The organism is Reichenbachiella sp. (assembly GCF_033344935.1).
Taxonomy (GTDB): Bacteria; Bacteroidota; Bacteroidia; order Cytophagales; family Cyclobacteriaceae; genus Reichenbachiella.
The window spans coordinates 957,033-977,247 of the sequence record NZ_JAWPMM010000001.1 but is presented as its reverse complement, the minus strand read 5'-3'; the positions used below and the strand labels follow the sequence as shown (position 1 = coordinate 977,247).

Annotated in this window: 24 protein-coding genes and 1 pseudogene; 8 read left to right on the top strand and 17 right to left on the bottom strand. The window is 40.0% G+C overall.

Translation table 11 applies throughout. The annotated features are described in order from the left end of the window. Positions 1-61: 61 nt before the first annotated feature. The 6 genes from R8N23_RS04245 to R8N23_RS04220 form a co-directional block, all read right to left on the bottom strand. A complete protein-coding gene (locus R8N23_RS04245; RefSeq protein ID WP_318170321.1) occupies positions 62-904 on the bottom strand; it encodes a 1,4-dihydroxy-2-naphthoyl-CoA synthase in 843 nt (280 codons plus the stop codon). Between the two features lie 84 nt (positions 905-988). Then, entirely contained in the window at positions 989-1,366 is a 378-nt protein-coding gene (locus R8N23_RS04240; protein WP_318170320.1) for a type II toxin-antitoxin system death-on-curing family toxin, read from the bottom strand. Then, a complete protein-coding gene (locus tag R8N23_RS04235; RefSeq protein ID WP_318170319.1) occupies positions 1,363-1,551 on the bottom strand; it encodes a hypothetical protein in 189 nt (62 codons plus the stop codon). The genes R8N23_RS04240 and R8N23_RS04235 overlap by 4 nt, the downstream gene beginning before the upstream one ends. Before the next feature lie 272 nt (positions 1,552-1,823). Beyond that, positions 1,824-2,378, bottom strand: a complete 555-nt coding sequence (locus R8N23_RS04230; RefSeq protein WP_318170318.1) for a hypothetical protein — start codon at positions 2,376-2,378, stop codon at positions 1,824-1,826. 101 nt (positions 2,379-2,479) lie between these two features. Continuing rightward, positions 2,480-2,833 (bottom strand): hypothetical protein, encoded by a 354-nt coding sequence (locus tag R8N23_RS04225; protein ID WP_318170317.1) that lies wholly within the window; start codon positions 2,831-2,833, stop codon positions 2,480-2,482. A gap of 12 nt (positions 2,834-2,845) precedes the next feature. Further along, positions 2,846-2,998, bottom strand: a complete 153-nt coding sequence (locus tag R8N23_RS04220) for a hypothetical protein (RefSeq protein ID WP_318170316.1) — start codon at positions 2,996-2,998, stop codon at positions 2,846-2,848. A 67-nt stretch (positions 2,999-3,065) separates the two neighbouring features. Between R8N23_RS04220 and R8N23_RS04215 the strand changes: the two genes are divergently transcribed. Next, positions 3,066-4,133, top strand: a complete 1,068-nt coding sequence (locus R8N23_RS04215; protein WP_318170315.1) for a PA0069 family radical SAM protein — start codon at positions 3,066-3,068, stop codon at positions 4,131-4,133. On the opposite strand, the gene R8N23_RS04210 is transcribed toward R8N23_RS04215, so the two are convergent. Then, on the bottom strand, positions 4,130-4,597 hold the full coding sequence (locus tag R8N23_RS04210) for a DinB family protein (RefSeq protein WP_318170314.1): 468 nt from the start codon (positions 4,595-4,597) through the stop codon (positions 4,130-4,132). The two genes, R8N23_RS04215 and R8N23_RS04210, sit on opposite strands and share 4 nt — an antisense overlap. A gap of 56 nt (positions 4,598-4,653) precedes the next feature. Here R8N23_RS04210 and R8N23_RS04205 point away from each other — a divergent pair, with 56 nt between their 5' ends. Continuing rightward, positions 4,654-5,412 (top strand): MBL fold metallo-hydrolase, encoded by a 759-nt coding sequence (locus R8N23_RS04205; RefSeq protein WP_318170313.1) that lies wholly within the window; start codon positions 4,654-4,656, stop codon positions 5,410-5,412. Positions 5,413-5,415: 3 nt separating this feature from the next. On the opposite strand, the gene R8N23_RS04200 is transcribed toward R8N23_RS04205, so the two are convergent. The 3 genes from R8N23_RS04200 to R8N23_RS04190 are packed head-to-tail and all read right to left on the bottom strand — an operon-like array spanning position 5,416 to position 9,494. After that, complete coding sequence (locus tag R8N23_RS04200) at positions 5,416-6,498, bottom strand: metallophosphoesterase (protein WP_318170312.1); 1,083 nt, start codon at positions 6,496-6,498, stop codon at positions 5,416-5,418. 60 nt (positions 6,499-6,558) lie between these two features. After that, positions 6,559-9,162: an ABC transporter permease gene (locus R8N23_RS04195; RefSeq protein WP_318170311.1), complete on the bottom strand. Its 2,604-nt coding sequence runs from the start codon at positions 9,160-9,162 to the stop codon at positions 6,559-6,561. After that, positions 9,162-9,494, bottom strand: coding sequence for a PadR family transcriptional regulator (locus R8N23_RS04190; protein ID WP_318170310.1), 333 nt, complete (start codon positions 9,492-9,494; stop codon positions 9,162-9,164). Before R8N23_RS04190 ends, R8N23_RS04195 begins: the two co-directional genes overlap by 1 nt. A 57-nt stretch (positions 9,495-9,551) precedes the next feature. Here R8N23_RS04190 and R8N23_RS04185 point away from each other — a divergent pair, with 57 nt between their 5' ends. Both R8N23_RS04185 and R8N23_RS04180 read left to right on the top strand, forming a co-directional pair. After that, positions 9,552-10,412 (top strand): LytTR family DNA-binding domain-containing protein, encoded by an 861-nt coding sequence (locus R8N23_RS04185; protein WP_318170309.1) that lies wholly within the window; start codon positions 9,552-9,554, stop codon positions 10,410-10,412. Between the two features lie 107 nt (positions 10,413-10,519). Further along, complete coding sequence (locus R8N23_RS04180; RefSeq protein WP_318170308.1) at positions 10,520-11,131, top strand: DinB family protein; 612 nt, start codon at positions 10,520-10,522, stop codon at positions 11,129-11,131. A gap of 56 nt (positions 11,132-11,187) precedes the next feature. On the opposite strand, the gene R8N23_RS04175 is transcribed toward R8N23_RS04180, so the two are convergent. The 6 genes and pseudogenes from R8N23_RS04175 to R8N23_RS04150 form a co-directional block, all read right to left on the bottom strand. After that, positions 11,188-11,358, bottom strand: a complete 171-nt coding sequence (locus tag R8N23_RS04175; RefSeq protein ID WP_318170307.1) for a hypothetical protein — start codon at positions 11,356-11,358, stop codon at positions 11,188-11,190. A 753-nt stretch (positions 11,359-12,111) separates the two neighbouring features. Continuing rightward, positions 12,112-12,279, bottom strand: a pseudogene (locus tag R8N23_RS20940) (DnaJ domain-containing protein); the annotation flags it as partial. An 85-nt stretch (positions 12,280-12,364) separates the two neighbouring features. Continuing rightward, positions 12,365-12,664, bottom strand: a complete 300-nt coding sequence (gene hpf, locus R8N23_RS04165) for a ribosome hibernation-promoting factor, HPF/YfiA family (protein ID WP_318170305.1) — start codon at positions 12,662-12,664, stop codon at positions 12,365-12,367. A 29-nt stretch (positions 12,665-12,693) separates the two neighbouring features. Further along, positions 12,694-13,569: a tyrosine-type recombinase/integrase gene (locus R8N23_RS04160; protein ID WP_318170304.1), complete on the bottom strand. Its 876-nt coding sequence runs from the start codon at positions 13,567-13,569 to the stop codon at positions 12,694-12,696. 63 nt (positions 13,570-13,632) lie between these two features. Next, complete coding sequence (rpsU, locus tag R8N23_RS04155) at positions 13,633-13,827, bottom strand: 30S ribosomal protein S21 (RefSeq protein WP_318170303.1); 195 nt, start codon at positions 13,825-13,827, stop codon at positions 13,633-13,635. 87 nt (positions 13,828-13,914) lie between these two features. After that, the gene (locus R8N23_RS04150) at positions 13,915-15,078 is read right to left on the bottom strand and encodes an acyl-CoA dehydrogenase (RefSeq protein WP_318170302.1); all 1,164 of its coding nucleotides are present in this window, start codon (positions 15,076-15,078) and stop codon (positions 13,915-13,917) included. 224 nt (positions 15,079-15,302) lie between these two features. On the opposite strand from R8N23_RS04150, the gene R8N23_RS04145 reads away from it, so the two are divergent. From R8N23_RS04145 to R8N23_RS04130, 4 genes are all read left to right on the top strand, one after another. Next, positions 15,303-16,616 carry a UDP-glucose/GDP-mannose dehydrogenase family protein gene (locus R8N23_RS04145; protein WP_318170301.1) on the top strand — a complete coding sequence of 438 codons (1,314 nt, stop codon included), beginning with the start codon at positions 15,303-15,305 and terminating at the stop codon, positions 16,614-16,616. A gap of 2 nt (positions 16,617-16,618) precedes the next feature. Beyond that, positions 16,619-17,626, top strand: a complete 1,008-nt coding sequence (gene galE / locus R8N23_RS04140; protein WP_318170300.1) for a UDP-glucose 4-epimerase GalE — start codon at positions 16,619-16,621, stop codon at positions 17,624-17,626. 7 nt (positions 17,627-17,633) lie between these two features. Then, positions 17,634-18,665, top strand: coding sequence for a dTDP-glucose 4,6-dehydratase (rfbB, locus tag R8N23_RS04135; protein ID WP_318170299.1), 1,032 nt, complete (start codon positions 17,634-17,636; stop codon positions 18,663-18,665). A gap of 65 nt (positions 18,666-18,730) precedes the next feature. Next, positions 18,731-19,759, top strand: coding sequence for a nucleoid-associated protein (locus R8N23_RS04130; protein WP_318170298.1), 1,029 nt, complete (start codon positions 18,731-18,733; stop codon positions 19,757-19,759). A 24-nt stretch (positions 19,760-19,783) separates the two neighbouring features. On the opposite strand, the gene R8N23_RS04125 is transcribed toward R8N23_RS04130, so the two are convergent. Continuing rightward, the gene (locus R8N23_RS04125; RefSeq protein ID WP_318170297.1) at positions 19,784-20,182 is read right to left on the bottom strand and encodes a response regulator; all 399 of its coding nucleotides are present in this window, start codon (positions 20,180-20,182) and stop codon (positions 19,784-19,786) included. Between the last annotated feature and the right edge of the window lie 33 nt (positions 20,183-20,215).

The window sequence follows — 20,215 nt, the reverse complement described above, 5'->3', positions numbered from 1 at the left end:
TAATTCTTTTGTTCTCAAAAAGGCAGGACAGGCTTCTACAATGTCTAAATTCAAAATTGTATCAAGGAAACTTAGGAAACTTAGAGAAGTCGCGTTTTCTTTTTTCTAAGAATGCGTTTCTGCCTTCTACGGCTTCATCCGTGCCATAAGCCAGTCGAGTAGCCTCTCCGGCATATACCTGCTGTCCCACCAAACCATCGTCGATCAGATTGAATCCGAATTTCAGCATTTTTATCGCTGTCGGGCTCTTGGTCATGATTTCTTGCGCCCAGTCGTAGGCGGTTTGCTCTAGCTCATCGTGCGGCACAACTTTATTGACCATTCCCATCTCGTAGGCTTCTTGCGCCGAGTAGTCAGCTCCTAAAAAGAAGATTTCTCTTGCTCTCTTTTGGCCTACTTGTCTGGCCAGATAGGCAGATCCAAAACCACCGTCGAAGCTGGCCACATCGGCATCTGTTTGTTTGAAGATCGCGTGCTCCTTGCTGGCGATGGTCATGTCGCAAACCACGTGCAAACTGTGCCCTCCTCCTACTGCCCAGCCGGGTACAACAGCAATTACTACTTTGTTCATAAAGCGGATCTGACGCTGTACGTCTAAGATATTGAAGCGATTCACGCCATTGGCGCCTTTGTAACCCGTATTGGATCGTACGCGCTGATCACCACCAGAGCAAAACGCCCAGCCTCCATCCTTCGGAGACGGCCCCTCACCTGTGATCAATACCACGCCAATTTCCTGGCTTTCATGACAAATGATTAAGGCCTCCCACAGCTCATCCACTGTTTTGGGCGTGAAGGCATTGCGGCACTCGGGCCTGTTGAAGGCGATGCGGGCCACGCCATCCAAAGTCTTGAAGGTGATTTCTTCGTATTCTTTCTCAGTTTTCCACTCTAAGTTTGCCATGGTTCAGGGTTTGAATTTGTAGTGCTGCAAATGTAAGGATTGACTGGTAAGTTAAAGATTGGTTTTTGGGGAAATTCAAATGAGTTAACTATTGGTCGCATGTTTGCCCAACCAATCTTTTATCTGTTCAAAATCCAGTTCACTTCGTGAGACTGAAATTACGAATTGATACTTTTCTTCCTGGTTGGCCATAATATCAAATCCAGCATTCATAAGAAGAAGTCGAGCTAATACATAACCAGTTCTTTTGTTACCGTCTGTGAATGGATGATTCTTAACAATACTCTCCAAAATAGCGGACGCTTTATCTATTGGTGTTGGGTAGAGTTCTTTACTATCAAATGTTTGAAATGGCCGATTTAATGCCGAATCCAATAGCTTTGGATCCCGTATTCCATTTGCACCTCCAAACCGCTCAATGAGAATAGCATGTATTTCAAGTGCTCCTTTCAGTGAAATCATTTAGCTAATCGTTCAAGCAATTCTTTGTCTTCAGATAAGATAGTTCTGAGGTTCTGGGAAAGAGATACAGAAGATTCAGATTTGCCTTGAACAGATTTCAAATAGTCGTATACTTCTTGAAGTACTTGCTCTGGTGTATTGTCCAGTAGTTCCTTGATGGCTGTTTTTACTTCGTCTCTGCTCATAACTCAAAGATAGGCATTTGGGGTGAGAAATGTTTATTATGGCAACTCAAGGTGAGTTGATACCAGTAGCTAAAATTAGGATGGTAAGATGAAGATTTTCGGCATTAAACTACACACAATGACTAGCTTCATGATTGAGAACACCACTGTTAAAAATTAATCTATTATTGACAGCAACAAATTAGAATATAGTGGTGCAAATACGCTAATCGTAAAAGCAATCACAGGAAATATGAATTCCCAAAAGATTCTTAGGTCAACATTAAATACATCTAACCTACCTTGCCAATTACTATGGCCATTATTGCGTGATTTATGGAATAATCCTTATAAGCTTCGTAAATATCTTTTCTGTTTTCTACTAACAACAAATCAAATATCTGATTTCTTTCAAGAAGATTATCAACTTTTTCAACACCTGCTTTGGTTTGAGCTAATAGCTCTTCATGAATTTTATTTGCGTCTTGATTTAACTTATACTTATCCCTCCAAACATGCTTAACATCCCTTCCTTGGGTCTTCCCCATCGCCCTTCTTATTTCCAAGAGGAAGTTCTCCTTAATTGAATTTGCATGCCTTAATGGTCCTTTTGGTTCAATACTTCTCCAATCATCGTAGCCATAGATGAGAAAGGAAATAAATAGAAAACACATCAAGCCCAATGTTAGCATCGATAAAATTCCATCAGGAGAACCCTCCGGAATTTTGAACAAACCATTAGCTTCAACATCTATCTGAAAAGTTTGAACCACGATATAGGCTGCGCAAGAATTTAGAAGCCTAATTCTTGTTTTTCGTGTTGTCGATGAAAGAGCATCATAAGCCATCCTTTTGTGGAAGTTAATCTAAATGCCTGTTTGCTGATAAATATCGTAATAAGTTATACGTGTTACTCACGTTGCAACCACCCTAAATTAAAAGGATTAATCTAAATCACCAACCAATCCTTCGCATCCTCCACCGTATCGAAGGCGCGGGTGTTGTTCCCAGTAAAACGGTTATAGGCATTGAAGAGGACTTTTTTGGCTCCGGTGATACCTACGGCGGCTCTTTTGATGGTGAGGTGATGCGTAACTTTACCGCTTGATTTGGCTTTTTCTACTACTTCTGGTACGGCAAAGACACCTGTCATATCGGATAAACGAAGCATAGGCCTATCAAGCTTCAAAGCGTAGTCCGTAGCCTCGTCCATCACTTGAAGTATTTCCTCCTTGCTCATGCCGGTGTAATCGACGTATAAAATTTCTTTCCCCTTGTGTGTGATGAGACTGTATCCTGCCATTCAGTAAAAATTTTAATTGAGCAATATGATGAATTTTGGTGGAGTAGCAAAAGGATTTTTGAAATCGTCTTCCATATTATCAAAAAGTCGTTTAGACAGCCTCATGACGTACTCAAGATCCAACACTTTTTGTTCACTTTCTTCTAACAATTCAGGTGCTTTCAAAACTAATTGCTAAATATTTTAGTAATTTAGTAGGCTCTTATTTTGGGTAGGCAAACGCATCAGTTAAATGGATTACATCAAAGGCAGGGGAGCGCAAATCAACCCTGACAATCGTTTCTTAGAACACAGCTACGAAAAGGATTTATCCTTTTTGCAACACCTCCATCAGGCTGGAGAAAAGGAGCGCAAGCCTAAGACAGAATACATCACCGTCCATCCTAAAACGATCGTAAATAAGGTCGAAAGTCCTGATATTCCGTTTTCCTATTCGCTCAATCCCTACCAGGGTTGCGAACATGGCTGTATCTATTGCTACGCACGAAATTCACACGAATATTGGGGCTATAGCGCTGGCACCGACTTCGAAACCAAAATATTAATTAAAGAAAACGCAGCGGAGCTCCTACGCGAAAAGTTCAAATCCAAAAGTTGGAAACCTGTACCCATCATGCTGTCTGGCAATACGGACTGCTACCAGCCCATTGAGCGAAAGCTAAAAATCACTAGGTCCATTCTTGAAGTTTGTCTCAAGTACCGCCACCCGATAGGCATCATCACCAAAAACGCCATGGTGACAAGAGACATCGATATACTGAGCGAATTGGCGAAACTGAAACTGGCCAAAGTGGTGATCTCGCTCACTTCACTCAAAGACAAAACCAGAAGCCTGCTAGAACCCAGAACCAGCGCCGTAGGCGTCCGACTCAATGCGATCAGAAGTTTGTCCGAAGCTGGCATTCCTACGATGGTCATGATGGCTCCCATCATTCCTTCAATCAATAGTATGGAAATCATGAAACTGGCAGAAAAAGTATCCGAAAATGGCGCTACCGACTTGGCCTATACCATCATCCGGCTCAATGGTATCATTCCTGAGATTTTCACCGACTGGGTGGAGAAGAATTTCCCTGATCGCGCAGAAAAAGTTCTGAATCAAATCAAGGAGTTGCACGGAGGGTCTCTGAATGATAGCCGTTACAAAACCCGGATGAGAGGCGAAGGGGAATTGTCTAACCAGATTCATCAGATGTTTGCCCTGGCTAAGCGCAAATACAAATTGGGACTTGAAAAACATCCCTTTGATTTGTCCCTATTCAGAAAAATCAAAGATGACAACCAGATGGAATTGTTTTAGGCTTTCAACAACGAATTGAAAATGCCAATCTGACCGGAGTGATACAGATCGTGTTCCACAATACCCTGCAATAAAAACTCATTCTGATAAGTCTTATTGGGTGTTTGCTCTTTTAGCCAACTACCCTCTTTGCTTTTTAGCAAAGCAAGCAACTCCTCTTGCGACTCTTCCAACTTGGATAAGTAATGAGCTTTAGGTTCTCCAACAGGTTTAGGCTCCGGCCAATCTATTTTACTGTTTAAAGAGATAGTGTATTCCTTATTTCCTTTCAATACTTCAATCGCCAATTGGCGCCAAGCCAACATATGTTCTAACAAATGTGCGATCGACTTTTGGTTTGCCCCAACGCCTTTTGTATAATGCTCTGCCAGAATATTTGAAAGTTGCGTCGATAAGGAAGCACCATGCCAAGGGCTCCCTTTATAGATTTCTTGCAATTTTTGTGTCAGTTGTTTGATAGTCATAGTAGGTGTCCTTAGAAAAAATATTAAATTGAAAACATACCGTAATTCAATCTTATATGCGAACGATCATCTGCCTCTTCAGTTTCATTTTATGCCATCAGTTGGCCATCAGCCAATCCTCAGCGCCAGAAATCATCCCCACCATGAATGGTGAAATTAAAATCTACCCGGTTTTGCATGCGACTATGGCGATAAAATACGAAGATCAAACAATCTATGTGGACCCTTATGGAGGCAAAAAAGGATTTGAAGGAATAGGTGAGCCTAGTTTGATACTGATTACAGACATTCATGGTGATCACATGAATCTGGAAACACTAAATGAATTAAGCGCCCAGGCTACACCAATCCTTGCCCCGCAAGCAGTTGTCGAAAAACTAACACCGACTTTCACCAACCTAACAGCCTTGGCCAATGGAGAAAAAACTACGATTCAAAATGTTACTATTGAAGCCATTCCGATGTACAACCTTCCCGAAGATTCTACCTCCAGACATCCAAAGGGTCGAGGTAATGGGTATGTTTTGACTATAGACAATAAACGTATTTATATCTCTGGCGATACCGAAGACATCAGCGAAATGAGGAATTTGGAGAATATTGATATCGCGTTTGTCTGTATGAACCTGCCCTACACGATGACAGTAGAAGCTGCTGCCGATGCCGTGATGGAATTCAAACCTAAAGTGGTCTACCCTTTCCACTATCGTGGAAAAGGTGGCTTTAGTGATGTAGAAACTTTCAAACGATTGATCAATGTAGGCTCAGATGAAATTGAAGTCAGACTGGTCAATTGGTACCCAGAACAGGAGTAGAACCTAAAGTTTTCGTCTATCTCCCACCATATTTCCAATGGAGGGCTCTCCACTTTCTACAAAAAGAATCTCACCAGATTCACCGAGTTTGATACTGGAATCTACCACAATCACTTTATCGTTGAAAACGGACAGTACTCGATCCTGTGATGTATGACCTACCACAATTCGCTCAACGCCGAAATAGTCGAGAACAGTATCCAATTGTGACTCATTAAAATTGTCATCTCTGAAATATCCTCTGTACCAAATGGGACCTTGTGATTTGTTTAAAAATTTGATTCTTGGATCGTTGTAAATCGAATCTTGCGGTGTAGCATCAATGATTTTATCCGAAAAAGTACTATTGATTTCAGCTGCAGTAAACTTGCTGACCGTCAGTGCTGGTGAAAGCCCCCCATGCACAAACTGAATATCATTGATTCGGATAGTCACTGGCTTGGTTCGCAGCCATTTACCAAGCTCAGACTCGGGTCCAAATATTTGCCAATAGGGCATCTGAAACAATTGCTCTGTCTGATGGTATTTATCATGAATATATCTGAGATCACCAGTTAGCACCATCACTTCATGATTGCCTAGCAAGTAATGCACTTTGCCTCCGGCTTCGGCCGCCTGCTGCTCCAATTGATACACAAACCAAAGGCATTCTTGCACTTTGTCCCCCCTGTCAAAAATATCCCCGACGACTACAAAATGACCATTCCCATAAGCCCATTGATTTTGATCATCTATGATTCCATTGTTTCTAAGGATTTTGATAAACAAATCATACTGACCATGGATGTCACTAAGTGCAGCTATTTTTTCTACTCCATCGAATTCAAATGTGCCTATATCTTCGTTGGTATACCCTGAAAAAAGGTACTTCGGATTGAAGTACTTTTCATCCTTGCTTTTGAATTTGGAATAGTTTTTTGGTGACAACATCTTCTTTTTGGCCATACTGTCTTCGACCCATTGTACTAGTCTTTTCTTCCCTTTGTCGAAAACATAGGGACCATCACTAAAAGGGGTTTCCGATACAAATGAGCCATACATGATAAATAGACTGCCTATAGCGAGCAGGGAAAGGATTTTTTTCATAGACTAAATATATCTATTCCTTCTCCAACTCAAAACCTACCCCATTAATTTTCAGACTTATCACTCATACCTTAGACTCTCTGTAGGGTTGGCATTGGCCGAGCGAATGGAGCGAATAAAGATAGTCACCAAGGCTAATAGCAAAGCAGCTATTGCCCCGACCAGAAATATCTCCCAAGATTCTGCCAATACGATTCGATAAGCGAAGTTTTCTAGCCATAGTTGGATGGCGTACCAAGCCAAAGGAATGGCAATGAGGCCGGCCACTCCGATCATTAGCACAAACTCCCGAGCAATGATCTGTAATAGTGTAACTACACTAGCACCTAACGCCTTTCGTATGCCAAATTCTTTGCGTCTACGCTCGACTACAAACGATACCAATCCAAAGATTCCTAAACAGGCCAAGAAAATAGACACCCCAGAAAACATCTGAAAAATCTGGCTCTGTTGCTTTTCCTCTGCATACAACTGTGCCAATGAATCATCCATAAACTCGTAGGTGATGGGATAGTTAGGAGCCAGCTCAGCGTAGATTTCTTCTACCTCTCTCAAGCCTTCAAAAATATGATTGGGATCCAGTTTGATCCCCATTCTTCGATGGTATAGCCCAGGCACAATAATTAAAGGTTCCATTTCATGTCGAAGTGAATTGAAGTGGTAATCTTTGGTAACGCCTACTACCACATGCTCTAACGTATCCCACATGGGTATTTTAAATTTAGTCCCTATGGCTTCGTCAAGTGACAGCCCCAAATCCTGAACGGTTTTCTCATTGATCAATGCCGCATGAGCATCATTGAGTCTGTACTCGTTGGAGAAATCCCTGCCAGCGGCCAATTCGATATTAAAAACACTCAGATAGTCTTCATCCACAAAAGCTGTTCGGGTTCGGATATCCAACACATCTCCCAGGAAATCAACGGTAGTGCCATCGTGGAAACCGCCTGGTTCGCCAGACATAGAAGTCACTCGTTTTATTTTTGAACTTTGCTTCAATCTTTCTTTAAACGTATCACGGTGCTCTCGAATTTCCTCGTTGTCGAAATCCACCATCACAATGGCTTCCCGATCAAAGCCAAGGCTTTTACTGTTGACAAAATCCAGCTGTTCTTTGATGATCAAAGTAGAAATGATCATAAATATAGAAATGGAAAACTGGGCCACCACCAAGCCCTTTCTCAACCACAAATTGTTCTTCCGAAGGTGGGTCTGTCCTTTAAAAACTTCTAGTGGTTTTAAACTAGAGAGTAAAAGCGCTGGATATAACCCAGAGAGCAAAACCGTAACCAGCATGAGCACAGCAAAAAATATAAGCACTAGTGGGTCAAGCCACGAGGTTACAATAGACAAGTCGAACATGCGATTGAATGTTGGCAAGACTACTTCGGTCAATGCCACGGCTAGCACTATAGCCACCAGGCACACCATTAATGACTCACCTAAAAACTGTATCACCAATCTTAGTTTATTCCCTCCTAATACCTTTCGCATGCCAATTTCCTTGGCGCGTCTAAACGAAAGAGCGATGGCCAAATTCAAATAATTGAAGCAGGCAATAAATAAGATGGCGATGGCTACTCCCGCCAATAAAATGACTGCATCCTTGTTGCCGTGCCTGGCCCAGTCATATCGTACTTTGTCAAAATAGATGTCACTAAGAGCTTCTAGTTCTATGTCTATTCGTTTTCCCGAACGCTCAAAGTCCTTACCAAAATATTTGTCCATGAACTGTGGGAATTTGGTATTAAGACCATTGGCAATGAAAGCAGATTCTACTCTCACATAGGTGAATAGGCCATTATTCCACCAGCCTTTCATAAAGCTGAAATCTTCGATGTATTTCATAGACCCCATAAACTCAAAATCCAAATGAGAATCAGCCGGCCAGTCATCCATTACGCCAGTCACTATGAATGGTTCTTCCTTGTCCAGGATCAAAGTTTTGCCCAATGGATTCTCATCACCGAAATATTTTCTGGCGGCTTTTTTGGAGAGTACGAGGGCGTTGGGCTGTTCCAACACAGACGCTGGGTCTCCTATGGATAATGGAAAAGTGAAGAACTCGAAAAAATTAGGATCAGCAAACAGTAATTTGTCTTCTTTGAATACTTTGTCCTCGTATTCAAACAATGCCTCTGTTGAATAAATCCGCAAGGTACTTTGAATGTCCGCCGGAAAATCAAGTGCCAAATGCGGGGCATACGGACCGGAAGTTACCCCGATCTTGTACTTCTCACCATTCATTTCGCTCAAGCGAATGACGCGATAGATCTCTTCTTTGTTATGATGAAACTGGTCATAAGCCAATTCACCTTTGATATAGAAAAACAATACGGAAACACATAGCATCCCCAAGGCATAGCCGCTGATATTTAGCACAGTGGTGGAGCGATGCATCCAGAGTCCACGGATAGTTTGTAAAATGTTGAAGTTGAACATGATGTAGAATCTTGAGTTTTGACTTATTGATTTTAGGGTAGATGGTCTGATGTAGGTCAGGACTTGATATAAAAATTGCCACTTAGATTTTCGAGACTTGGGATTGAGTCCTTCCCTGTACTCGATCAAATTGCCTTCAATTTCTTCGTGCAATTCTTCTCTGCAGCAAGTGTGAATGAATCTCTTGGTCCAATTGGGTATATCGTAGTGACCTGTCGACATCAAGCAAATTTGAGTGCAAACCGTGGCACCTGATCCCAAAGAGATTTACGCATTTCTTTGATAGCACTCAATTCCGTCTTACCTGCAGCAGTCACTTGATAAATTCGTTTTCTTCTGCCTCCTCTTTCTTTAGTGGGTTCACCCATTTCTGAGGTCAACAATCCTTTTTTTTCCAATCTTGAAAGTGTGGTATGCAGTGCCCCCATGGTAATCGATCGACTGGCCTGATCAAGCAATTCTTTTTGCAAACTGATCATATAAGCTTCGTCTTGAAGGATCAGTACCATGAGCAATACCATTTCTTCAAATTCGCCTATTGTGCTTCTTTTCATATATACTTTTATTTTGCAGAGGTAATATACGAAAGTGATTCCAATTAGTTCTGCAAAATGAAAGGAAATGACTTTCAACCTCTGCCTAGCATTTTGCGTAAGCTATTCACGATGCGCTCAAAACTCTACCAAATCAACACACGACTGCTGAGATACATGATATTGCCTATTCTGGCTCTGGTCCTCACGCATCTAGTCGCCTATAAGAAACTACCATTTGAAGCTGGTTATCAATTTCCATTTTTGACTTTTTCTTTCATCCTGCTGATTTGCGCGATCTGCTGCGAGGCCAACTTCATTTGTTACAATACGCTTAGAAAGCGTTTTAAATCTGAACCATTCAACAGACACTCTATCTTTAGGCAACTAATAATCTCTGGAGTTCTGACCGCCTTAGTATTTGGTCTTTTGATTTATAACATCAACTATTTTGTGTTTGGCGTGATCACGCCCGTCACTCGGTTTCTTTCTTCATTATTTATTGCCGAGTTGATTATTTTATTAGAAACCCTCTATTTCATTACGAGGGATTTATACCTCTCACAATCTGCAGACATTCCTTCCAGGGCTAACGATATATGGCATATCACTAACGGCCGAAAGACACATCTCATTGAGTCATCGGACATTGCTTATCTCTATTCTCAATCTGGCATTGTCTACATAATCACCAACGAAGGTCGAAAATGGATTACCCAATTCAATTCGTTGAATGAAGTAAAGGAAGCCTATAATCTAGATGACTTTTTTCAAGTTAACCGCCAATATTTGGTGAAGCTGCAGGCCATTGACACGGTATTGAAAGAAGTGAATCAAAAGCTACAAATCAGGCTCTCACCGACTGCCCCTGAAATCCCTGCTGCAGCCATGATCAGCCGCTATCGCAGCGGAGAGTTTAAAAAATGGATGGCTCAGTAAGACCATTCATCGCTAAAAGCCCTACCATTCATTAGAGTATTCGAAGTTTTAGCAGTCACCCCGTGGCATGCGTCGTAACTAAGGTCATAAACCAAAATTTAATTACTATGAAAACAATTTCACTTATGATGCTGGCATTGGTTCTAACCAGTGCAGCATCCAATCGATCATTATCAAAAAAAGAAATTAAGTACACGACCAACTACCTGAATTCTTCCATGTCATTGGCGTTTAGTGCTGTAGAAAATTTATCACACGAGCAATGGACCTATCAGCCCGATGCCGAAAGCTGGTCTATCGCTGGCATTTGCGAACACATGCTGATCGCAGAAAAAAACATTCTGGTGTTGATTCAAAACAAGATCATTACGGATGAGGCCAATAGGCAGGTAGATGAAGCAGACTTGATCTCTAATGAAGAAATTATCGTGGGACTAAAGGATAGAGGAGACGGCAAAAGGAGAAAAACCAATGAACGTTTTGAACCAACAGGTGCCTTAAAAACCCCAGCTCAGTTTATGACAGAATACAAGGCGGCAAGAAAAGCCACCATGGACTTTGTGAAAAATACCGATGTGGATTTAAACGCCTATTACTGGTCCAGCCCATTGGGAGACAAATTGTCCGCGTATCAATGGACAATTCTTCTTAGCGCGCATGCAGAACGACACACGGCTCAAATTGTAGAAGTGCAATCGAGCAGCAGTTATCCCTTGTAGTTCAAACTTGAAAAATGGTTATTTGAGTTCACTGGTCGCGCCGAGCGTGGCCAGTTTCAGTTCACCTTGGTATAATGCTGCACTTCAGGAAACGGCTCGTAAAAATGATGCAATAAGGCTTTCCATTCCTGATATTCCTTAGATTGACGAAAGCCAATTTCATGATCCTCTAAAGTATTCCATTTTACTAGCAGTATATACTGATTTTCCTTTTCTACACATTTCATCAAATCATGTTCAATATCCCTTCATCGATGAGATAATTAATTCAGCTTTAACAAAGGCTTGCTCAAACCGGTCGGATTCGTTTGGTTTAACATTCAAAATCGCAACTTCAAGGACCATTACTGAGAGATTAGATAAATAATTATTTCCATAAATATTAAAAATATATAAATCACTGACAGCGAAAGTTGGGCATCTAAAGTCGTACGTATCAATTTATACAAGCTCCAAACACCTACTAGAAGGAATGGAATAAAACTAAAAAAACCAAATACACCAGCAAATTGCCTAATTGCATACGTCTTCCATGCAATCTCAAATTCAGCCTTAATCGGCTGATTAAATATAGCTGTCGTATATAACCGCACTCGATCTATATTGGCATCAACAAAAAGGAAATTCAGCTCATTTTTTTTGACTTTAAACTCGTATTCATCAATCCACAATGATTCATAGTATCCATAGTGATTTTCCCAAAACACGGTAGAGTCCACTTGCCTACCCAGTTGAGTTTTATTGGGAAGTATCAAATCCACCACAAGGATGAGATTAATCAATGTCAAGACAAGGCTTACTGATTCAAACACTTTCAAAAATGTTTTAGTCAAGTACTCTTGTCTTCTAAGTTCATCCTCGGCCTTTTTTCTAGCGTAAGCCTTAGCCTTCCTCCTCCAATCATCATAGGCATGATCTTGGACATCGTAATCATAAGAAGGAGCCGCTTGATTGATGGTAACTGGCCTAGGGCCTACACCTGTGAGGAACTTGTAGGCCTCGTTGACTTCTATGAATTTTTCATTGGCATTATCATCTTTGTTAACGTCGGGATGATACCGCTTGGACAATCGCCTGTAGGCTGATTTAACTTCAGATTTAGTTGCGCCAGGTGACAGCTCCAGAACCTCCAAGTACAGATTTTGCATGCATCAAATATAATCGGTTGACTAAACTTTGGGTATAAAAAAACCCGATTCAATGAATCGGGTTTTAAGATTATACTTATCAGACTCAATGAGCCATCATCTTCTCTTTTTTCTTTTTTAGTTGCCTTCTGAGGGCTTCTACTGCCTCATCAGCACCAGCTTCGAATGACTTTGCTTGCTCTTTTGAAAACACCTGTCCACCTGGTATATTCAATTTAATCTCTATTATCTTGTTTTCTCTCGAGTCGTCTTTTTCGACCTTCAAGATCACCTCTCCGTCAATGATCCTATCATAAAACGTCTCTAATTTGTCAACTTTCTTTTGAATGAAATCAACCAATTTTTGATCTACGTCAAAATGAAGGGAATGAAACTGTAACTTCATAAGATTAATATTTAATGTTAGAAAATAATTTAAGCCTTTGGATGCGCTTGGTCGAAGACCGACTTCAATTTATCCAAAGAATTGTGCGTGTATACCTGAGTGGCTGCCAAACTGGAATGTCCCAGTAAATCTTTGACTGCATTCAGATCTGCACCGTTGTTTAACAAGTGTGTCGCATAGGTATGTCGCAACACATGAGGGCTCTTCTTATACACTTTTGAAATGTATCCCAAATACTTCTGTACGATTCTATACACCATCATTGGGTAGCACTTTTTTCCTTTGTCGGTTGTGAGCAGCCAATCATTGGTTACTCCAACTTGGCCCTTTACTTTTCCATACGCCTCTATGAGCCGAATGTTGTCCAATGTCAAAGGAATAATTCTTTCTTTATTTCTTTTTCCTAAAACCTTTATGCTTTGATTAAAATGATCGACGTCTTGATCTTTTAGATGTATCAATTCTGATAATCGAATACCTGTACCATAAAGTAGTTCAATGACGAGCTTGTCACGAGTTCCCTCGAAGTCATTTGAAAACTCCACCCTATCCAAAAGGTTATCCATTTCATCCTTAAGGACAAACTCAGGTAAGGCTTTGGCAGTTTTAAGTGGACGGAGTTTGGTTGCAGGATTTTCTGATATTACCTCCCGTTTCAGAAGGAATTTATAGTACGATCTCAGGGATGCAATCTTACGATTGACAGAACGAGGATTTATATCCGCTTCAATTAGCGAAACCACCCATGCACGCAGCATTTTGTGACCTGCTTCTTCAAGGGTCAATTCTAAATCAATACATTCCAAGTAATCTTGAAACTGAAGGAGATCAGTCTCATAGGCTTGTACAGTGTGAGAACTGTATCTTTTTTCTTGTAGGAGGTATTTGAGGAATGGTTTTATCATTAGTATAACCTTGATGTAAGGCTATACTAACTTATAAAAAACCAAGCACAAAAACTACTGATCTTAGTAGTTTTCTTTGGCGTACATTTTTTGCTTGTAAGCCGCTTTAATCAGCTCTTCTCTTCTTGCAACAGAAGGTTTCTTGAAGGCTGTTCTAGCTCTCAATTGCTTCAAAACACCAGTTTTCTCAAACTTCTTTTTGAATCTCTTAAGCGCTCTATCGACTGATTCGTTTTCCTTTACGTTAATAATCAACATTATCTTCTATTTTTAAACGGGCTGCAAATTTATGACACTTGTCATTAATTCACAACCCGTTTCTATAATTATCTTAAATTATTTATTCTACTTATCAAATAGTGTTCTGGCAATCACTAATTTTTGTATCTCTGAAGTGCCTTCTCCAATTGTACAAAGTTTTGAATCTCTATAGAATTTCTCCACAGGAAAGTCCTTTACGTAACCATAACCTCCAAATATCTGCACCGCATCATTTGATACACTTACTGCTGTTTCTGAAGAATGTAGTTTAGCCATTGCAGATTCCCTATTCACACTCTTACCTTGGTTCTTGAGCTCTGCTGCTTCCTTAATTAATAATCGGGATGCCATCACCTGTGTAGCCATGTCCGCTATTTTGAATGAGATGCCTTGAAACTTAGAAATCGACTGATTGAATTGTTGTCTCTCTTGAGAATAAGCTACTGCAGCATCTAAAGCTCCTTGAGCAATCCCTAACCCTAAAGCAGCAATAGAAATTCTACCACCGTCCAATATTTTTAATGCTTGGACAAAACCTTCTCCTACTTCTCCAAGCAAATTTTCTGCAGGTACACGACAATCATCAAATATCATTTCTGCAGTTTCTGATGCGCGCATTCCTAATTTATCTTCCTTTTTTCCTCCTGAGAAACCCGGAGTTCCTCTTTCCACTACAAAGGCAGTCATCCCATGAGAATCACCTGGCTCACCCGTTCTGGTCATTACAACAGCTACATCTCCTGAAATTCCATGTGTGATAAAATTCTTAGTCCCATTGATTACCCAATGATCACCATCCTTCACGGCAGTAGTTTTCATGTTCCCTGCATCAGATCCTGTATTGGGTTCTGTGAGCCCCCAAGCACCTATCCATTCTGCACTTGCCAACTTAGGCAACCAACGTTTCTTTTGCTCTTCATTGCCAAATTGCATAATGTGCCCTGTACACAAGGAATTATGAGCTGCAACAGATAGGCCTATTGATCCGCAAACCTTTGCTATTTCAGAAACTACTGTCACATACTCATGATAACCAAATCCAGACCCTCCGTACTCTTGTGGAACAAGAACTCCCATCAGACCTAGCTCACCAAGCTTCTTAAAAAGAGGAATTGGAAATTCTTGGGTTTCATCCCATTTCATGATATTCGGTTTTATTTCCTTTTCACAGAAATCATTTACCATATCTTTTATCATTTGGCAGTTCTCCGCAACCAATTCCGGCGTATTTTCGCTAATATTATTCATCTTATCTTGTTGGTTATCAATTGTTAACAGCAATATTAAAAAATATTTTCGCCATATATGCTCTTCGGTTTGAATATTGTTTCTTTACCTCGGGAAAAGATTCATAAAATTAGGTCAGACGACACTAGAATAGTTATCTATAAAAATTACTTATTAATGCACGATTGATTCCAAATATTAAACCTTTCGCTTTATTTTTGCGCCTTTAAAAATTGACTTAGAATATGAAAATTGCTGTAGTAGGAACTGGATACGTAGGATTGGTTACAGGAACTTGTTTTGCAGAAACAGGGAATCATGTTACCTGTATAGATATTGATGAGAAAAAAGTTGAAAAACTAAAAAATAAAATCATGCCTATCTATGAACCAGGCCTTGATTTACTATTTGAAAGAAACATCAAACAAGGGAGACTAGAGTTCACTACAAACTTAGCCGAAGGAATAAAGGATGCTAAAATAATATTCTTAGCTCTACCAACACCTCCAGGAGAGGATGGCTCGGCAGATCTTAAATATATCTTAGGAGTAGCCGATGAACTAGGCCCATTGTTGGAAAATTACACAGTAATTGTCGATAAAAGCACTGTACCTGTTGGCACGGCAGAAAAAGTTACTGCTAATATCAAAAAAGGAGCGAAAGTAGATTTTGACGTTGTTTCAAATCCTGAATTCCTAAGAGAGGGCGTTGCTCTCGATGATTTCATGAAGCCTGACAGAGTAGTGATCGGCACTTCTTCTGATCGAGCTAAAAAGATCATGGATGATCTTTATGCTCCTTTGGTTAGACAAGGCAATCCAATCATCGTAATGGATGAGAAATCTGCAGAATTGACCAAATATGCGGCGAACTCATTCTTAGCCACTAAAATTACTTTCATGAACGAAATCGCCAATATGTGTGAATTGGTGGGTGCGGATGTAGATGCAGTTAGAAAGGGCGTGGGCACCGATTCAAGAATTGGAAAAAGATTCCTTTTTGCAGGTATAGGATATGGAGGTAGCTGCTTTCCTAAAGACGTTCAAGCACTAGCCAAATCTGCTAAAGAAGTGGATTACAACTTCGAAATACTGACAGCTGTCATGAATAAAAATGAATCTCAGAAAATGAAATTGATCGAAAGAATCAAAGCTCATTACAATGGAGATTTATCAGGTAAAACTTTTGCAGTTTGGGGGCTTGCTTTCAAGCCTTATACTGATGATATCAGAGAAGCACCGGCTTTGTTGAATATAAAAGAGTTACTCGCGGCTGGAGCAAAAGTCAAAACTTATGATCCAGAAGCTATGGAAAACGTTAAAGAGGTATTTGGAGACCAAATTGAGTTTTGCAACGACGAGTATGATGCTGCCAAGGATGCCGATGCACTTCTTATCATGACCGAATGGCCAGTATTCCGAACCCCAGACTTTTCTAAGTTAGATGGAACATTAAAGAATAAACTAATCTTTGATGGTAGAAATCTTTATAACACAGAAACCATGGCAGAGCTTGGTTATACCTACCACAGTATAGGGCGAGCAACTGTTAATAAATAAAAATGAAAAACATCCTAGTAACAGGAGGGCTTGGATTTATTGGTTCGCACACCTGCGTTGAACTAATAAATTCAGGTTTTACCCCAATTATTTTAGACAACCTTAGTAATTCAGAACCTTGGATAAAGGATAGAATTGAGAAAATTGTAAACCAATCTGTGGTTTTCTACGAGGGAGATTGTAGGGATAAAGAATTGCTAAACCAAATATTCACCGAGCAAAAAATAAATGGAATTATTCATTTTGCTGCCTATAAAGCCGTCGGTGAGTCTGTCAACGAACCTCTGAAGTATTACGAAAATAACATCGGAGGTCTGACTGCCATTTTGGAAGTGTCTCAAAAGCAAAATTGTTCTAATCTGGTATTCTCCTCTTCATGTACTGTATATGGCACGCCAGATCGATTGCCAGTAGATGAATCTGCTCAAATTAAGAGTGCAGAATCGCCTTATGGCACAACCAAAATCATCTGCGAAAAGATTATTCAGGATCTATCCAAAGCAGATAAAAATTACAAATCAATCTTACTGAGATATTTCAACCCCATTGGGGCACATGAAACTTCCTTGATTGGTGAATTACCTTTAGGAGTTCCCAGCAACTTAGTTCCGTTTATTACACAAACTGCAGCGGGGATAAGGGAGAGCTTAACCGTTTTTGGCAACGACTACAACACCAAAGATGGCAGCTGTGTTAGAGACTTCATCCATGTGACTGACTTGGCCAAAGCACATATCAAAGCTCTAGAATTTTTGATCAATAAGAACGAAGGCACTTGTGAAGCCGTAAACATTGGAACTGGCAATGGAAACACAGTACTGGAGTTAATTAATTCATTTGAAAAATCAACTGGGCAAAAGCTAAATTACACCCTCGGAGACAGAAGAGGTGGTGATGTAGAAGCTGTCTATGCAGATGCAAAGAAGTCAAAAGAACTCCTTGGATGGGAAGCGGAAATTAGCCTAGAACAATCCTTATTGGATGCCTGGAATTGGCAAAAGACACTATAGATCGCTTATGACGAAAAAAATATTAATTACGGGTGGGGCTGGATTTATAGGATCGCATGCCGTTAAATATTTTGTTAGTCAATATCCTAGCTATGAGATTTTCAATCTGGATAAACTCACCTATGCAGGTAATCCCAATAATTTAATAGAGGTCGAAAATTCCGCTAACTATCATTTTATTCAAGGAGACATTTGTGATAGTAGTCTGATAGACCGGCTTTTTAATGACCACGAGTTTGATAGTGTCATTCACTTCGCAGCCGAGTCACATGTGGATCGTTCCATTGAAGATCCTTTGGCTTTTGTCAACACCAATATCATCGGAACGGTAAATCTTCTAAATAGCTGTAGAAACTTCTGGAAAGACAACTTCACCAACAAACTGTTTTACCATATTTCTACTGATGAAGTGTATGGGTCTTTGGATGACGGAGAGTTTTTTTACGAGACCACAGCCTACGATCCACAATCGCCGTATTCTGCATCTAAAGCTAGTTCAGATCACTTTGTTAGAGCCTATAGCAATACGTACAAATTACCCATTGTAATTTCCAATTGCTCCAATAACTATGGCCCAAATCAGTTTCCTGAAAAACTAATCCCACTTTGTATACAAAACATAATTGATAAAAAACCATTACCTGTTTATGGTAAAGGTGAAAATATCAGAGACTGGTTATTTGTTCATGATCATGTCACGGCCATTGATGCTGTTTTCCACAGAGGGAAGATTGGTGAAACTTATAACATTGGTGGATTCAATGAATGGAAAAACATTGATTTAGTCAAACTTCTTTGTCAAATCATGGACAAGAAATTGAACAGAACTCCTGGTACTTGCGAAACCCTCATCACGTTTGTAACCGATCGCGCAGGGCATGACCACAGATATGCCATCGATTCCTCTAAAATTTCAAAGGAACTCAATTGGCAACCATCCTTGCAGTTTAAGGAAGGGCTTGAAAAAACTGTAGATTGGTATTTAGCAAATCAACAATGGTTAGCCGATATCAAATCTGGTGCTTACCTCAATAAGTAATTTTCTTTTTGGATTTGGAGTCAATTACTCCCTAATTTGAATTCTTTAAAATCAATTGATTTCCCATGGACATTTCTTCAGAAGTCGTACTCAAGTCACTTGCCATCCACAAAATCACCGAAGACGATGGACTAATTAGCTCTTCTCAAGCACTAAACATTGCTGACCGTGACTTGAATCAACTCTTGGTTAAGTATTTTTTTAAGTCATTCAAAGTGGAAGAACGATTTAGATTCACACATGAGACTTCATTGGAGTACAATGAAGTTTATAGCTACGTGAAAGCCATATTTGACTCTCCAAACCACCTACATGAGAAATCAATTGAGATAGCTAAACACCTCTACACACATTCTAGAAATCAGAATATAAAAGACGGTGATGTGATGGTCACTTATTTCGAAGATTGTGTGTTGGGAGATGAGATCACAGATGCTATTGGTATTTTCAAAGTAGAAAACAAAGACACCTATATCAAAATTATGGGTCATGGTGGCGTTTTTGATATTAGCAGCGAAGAGGGAATTAGCATCAATAAGTTGGATAAAGGGCTTATCATTTTTAACACCGATCAAGAAAATGGCTATCAAACCATGATGGTGGATAAAACCAACAAATCAAGTAACGCTCAATATTGGCAAAAAGATTTTCTTGGAGTAGAACCTTTTAACGATGAGTATTTTCACACCCAGAGTATTATCAACAATATGCAGGAGTTTGCCCAAGAAGCTTTTGCTGGTCAGACCAAAACTGAAAAAATCGCTTTTGTCAATGAATCTATAGATTATATAAAAGCAAATGATCAGTTCGACCAGTCTGACTATCAGGAAAAGATACTCCAGGCACCAGAACTCATTGAACATTTCGAAAATTTTCAAGAAAAGAAACAAGTTGAACACCCAGAATTGAATCTTGAGCACTTCGACATTTCTAAACCTGCGATAAAAAATACCAAGCGTTTCATTCGGTCCGTGATTAAGCTTGACAAAAATTTTCATGTATATGTCCATGGCAACCGCCACAACATTGAACGAGGATTCGACGAAAATAGAAAGCAGAATTTTTACACCCTCTACTTCGAAAGAGAAGAATAAACAACTAAGAGGGCTTAAGAAAGTCTATGAGAAAATCTCTTCTAATTTCTCATTGGTTAGCGGCTTGCTTACAAAACCTACAATATCTTCATTGCTTCCAGCTCTATCAATATCGGATTGAATGACAGAAGACGTCACCATGTAAAGACTGATTTTACTTTTTATATCAGTAGAAATATGTGCATAATCCTCAAGGAAACCCCATCCATCTTTTACCGGCATGTTCACATCCAACATGACTAAGTCAGGCGCGTTTCCATTGGCCCCTTCGGTTTCCAATTTTTTGAAAAAATCGATCGCCTCCTGACCATTAAAAAAGTTCAGGATATCGCATTCGATATTCTTCATCTCGATTTGCTTCTTGATGATCAGTTGAAAAACTTCATCATCATCGATTACTGCAATTTTCTTTTTTTCGCTCATTTACTGCTATTCCTAAAATAAAGCGCTACGTTT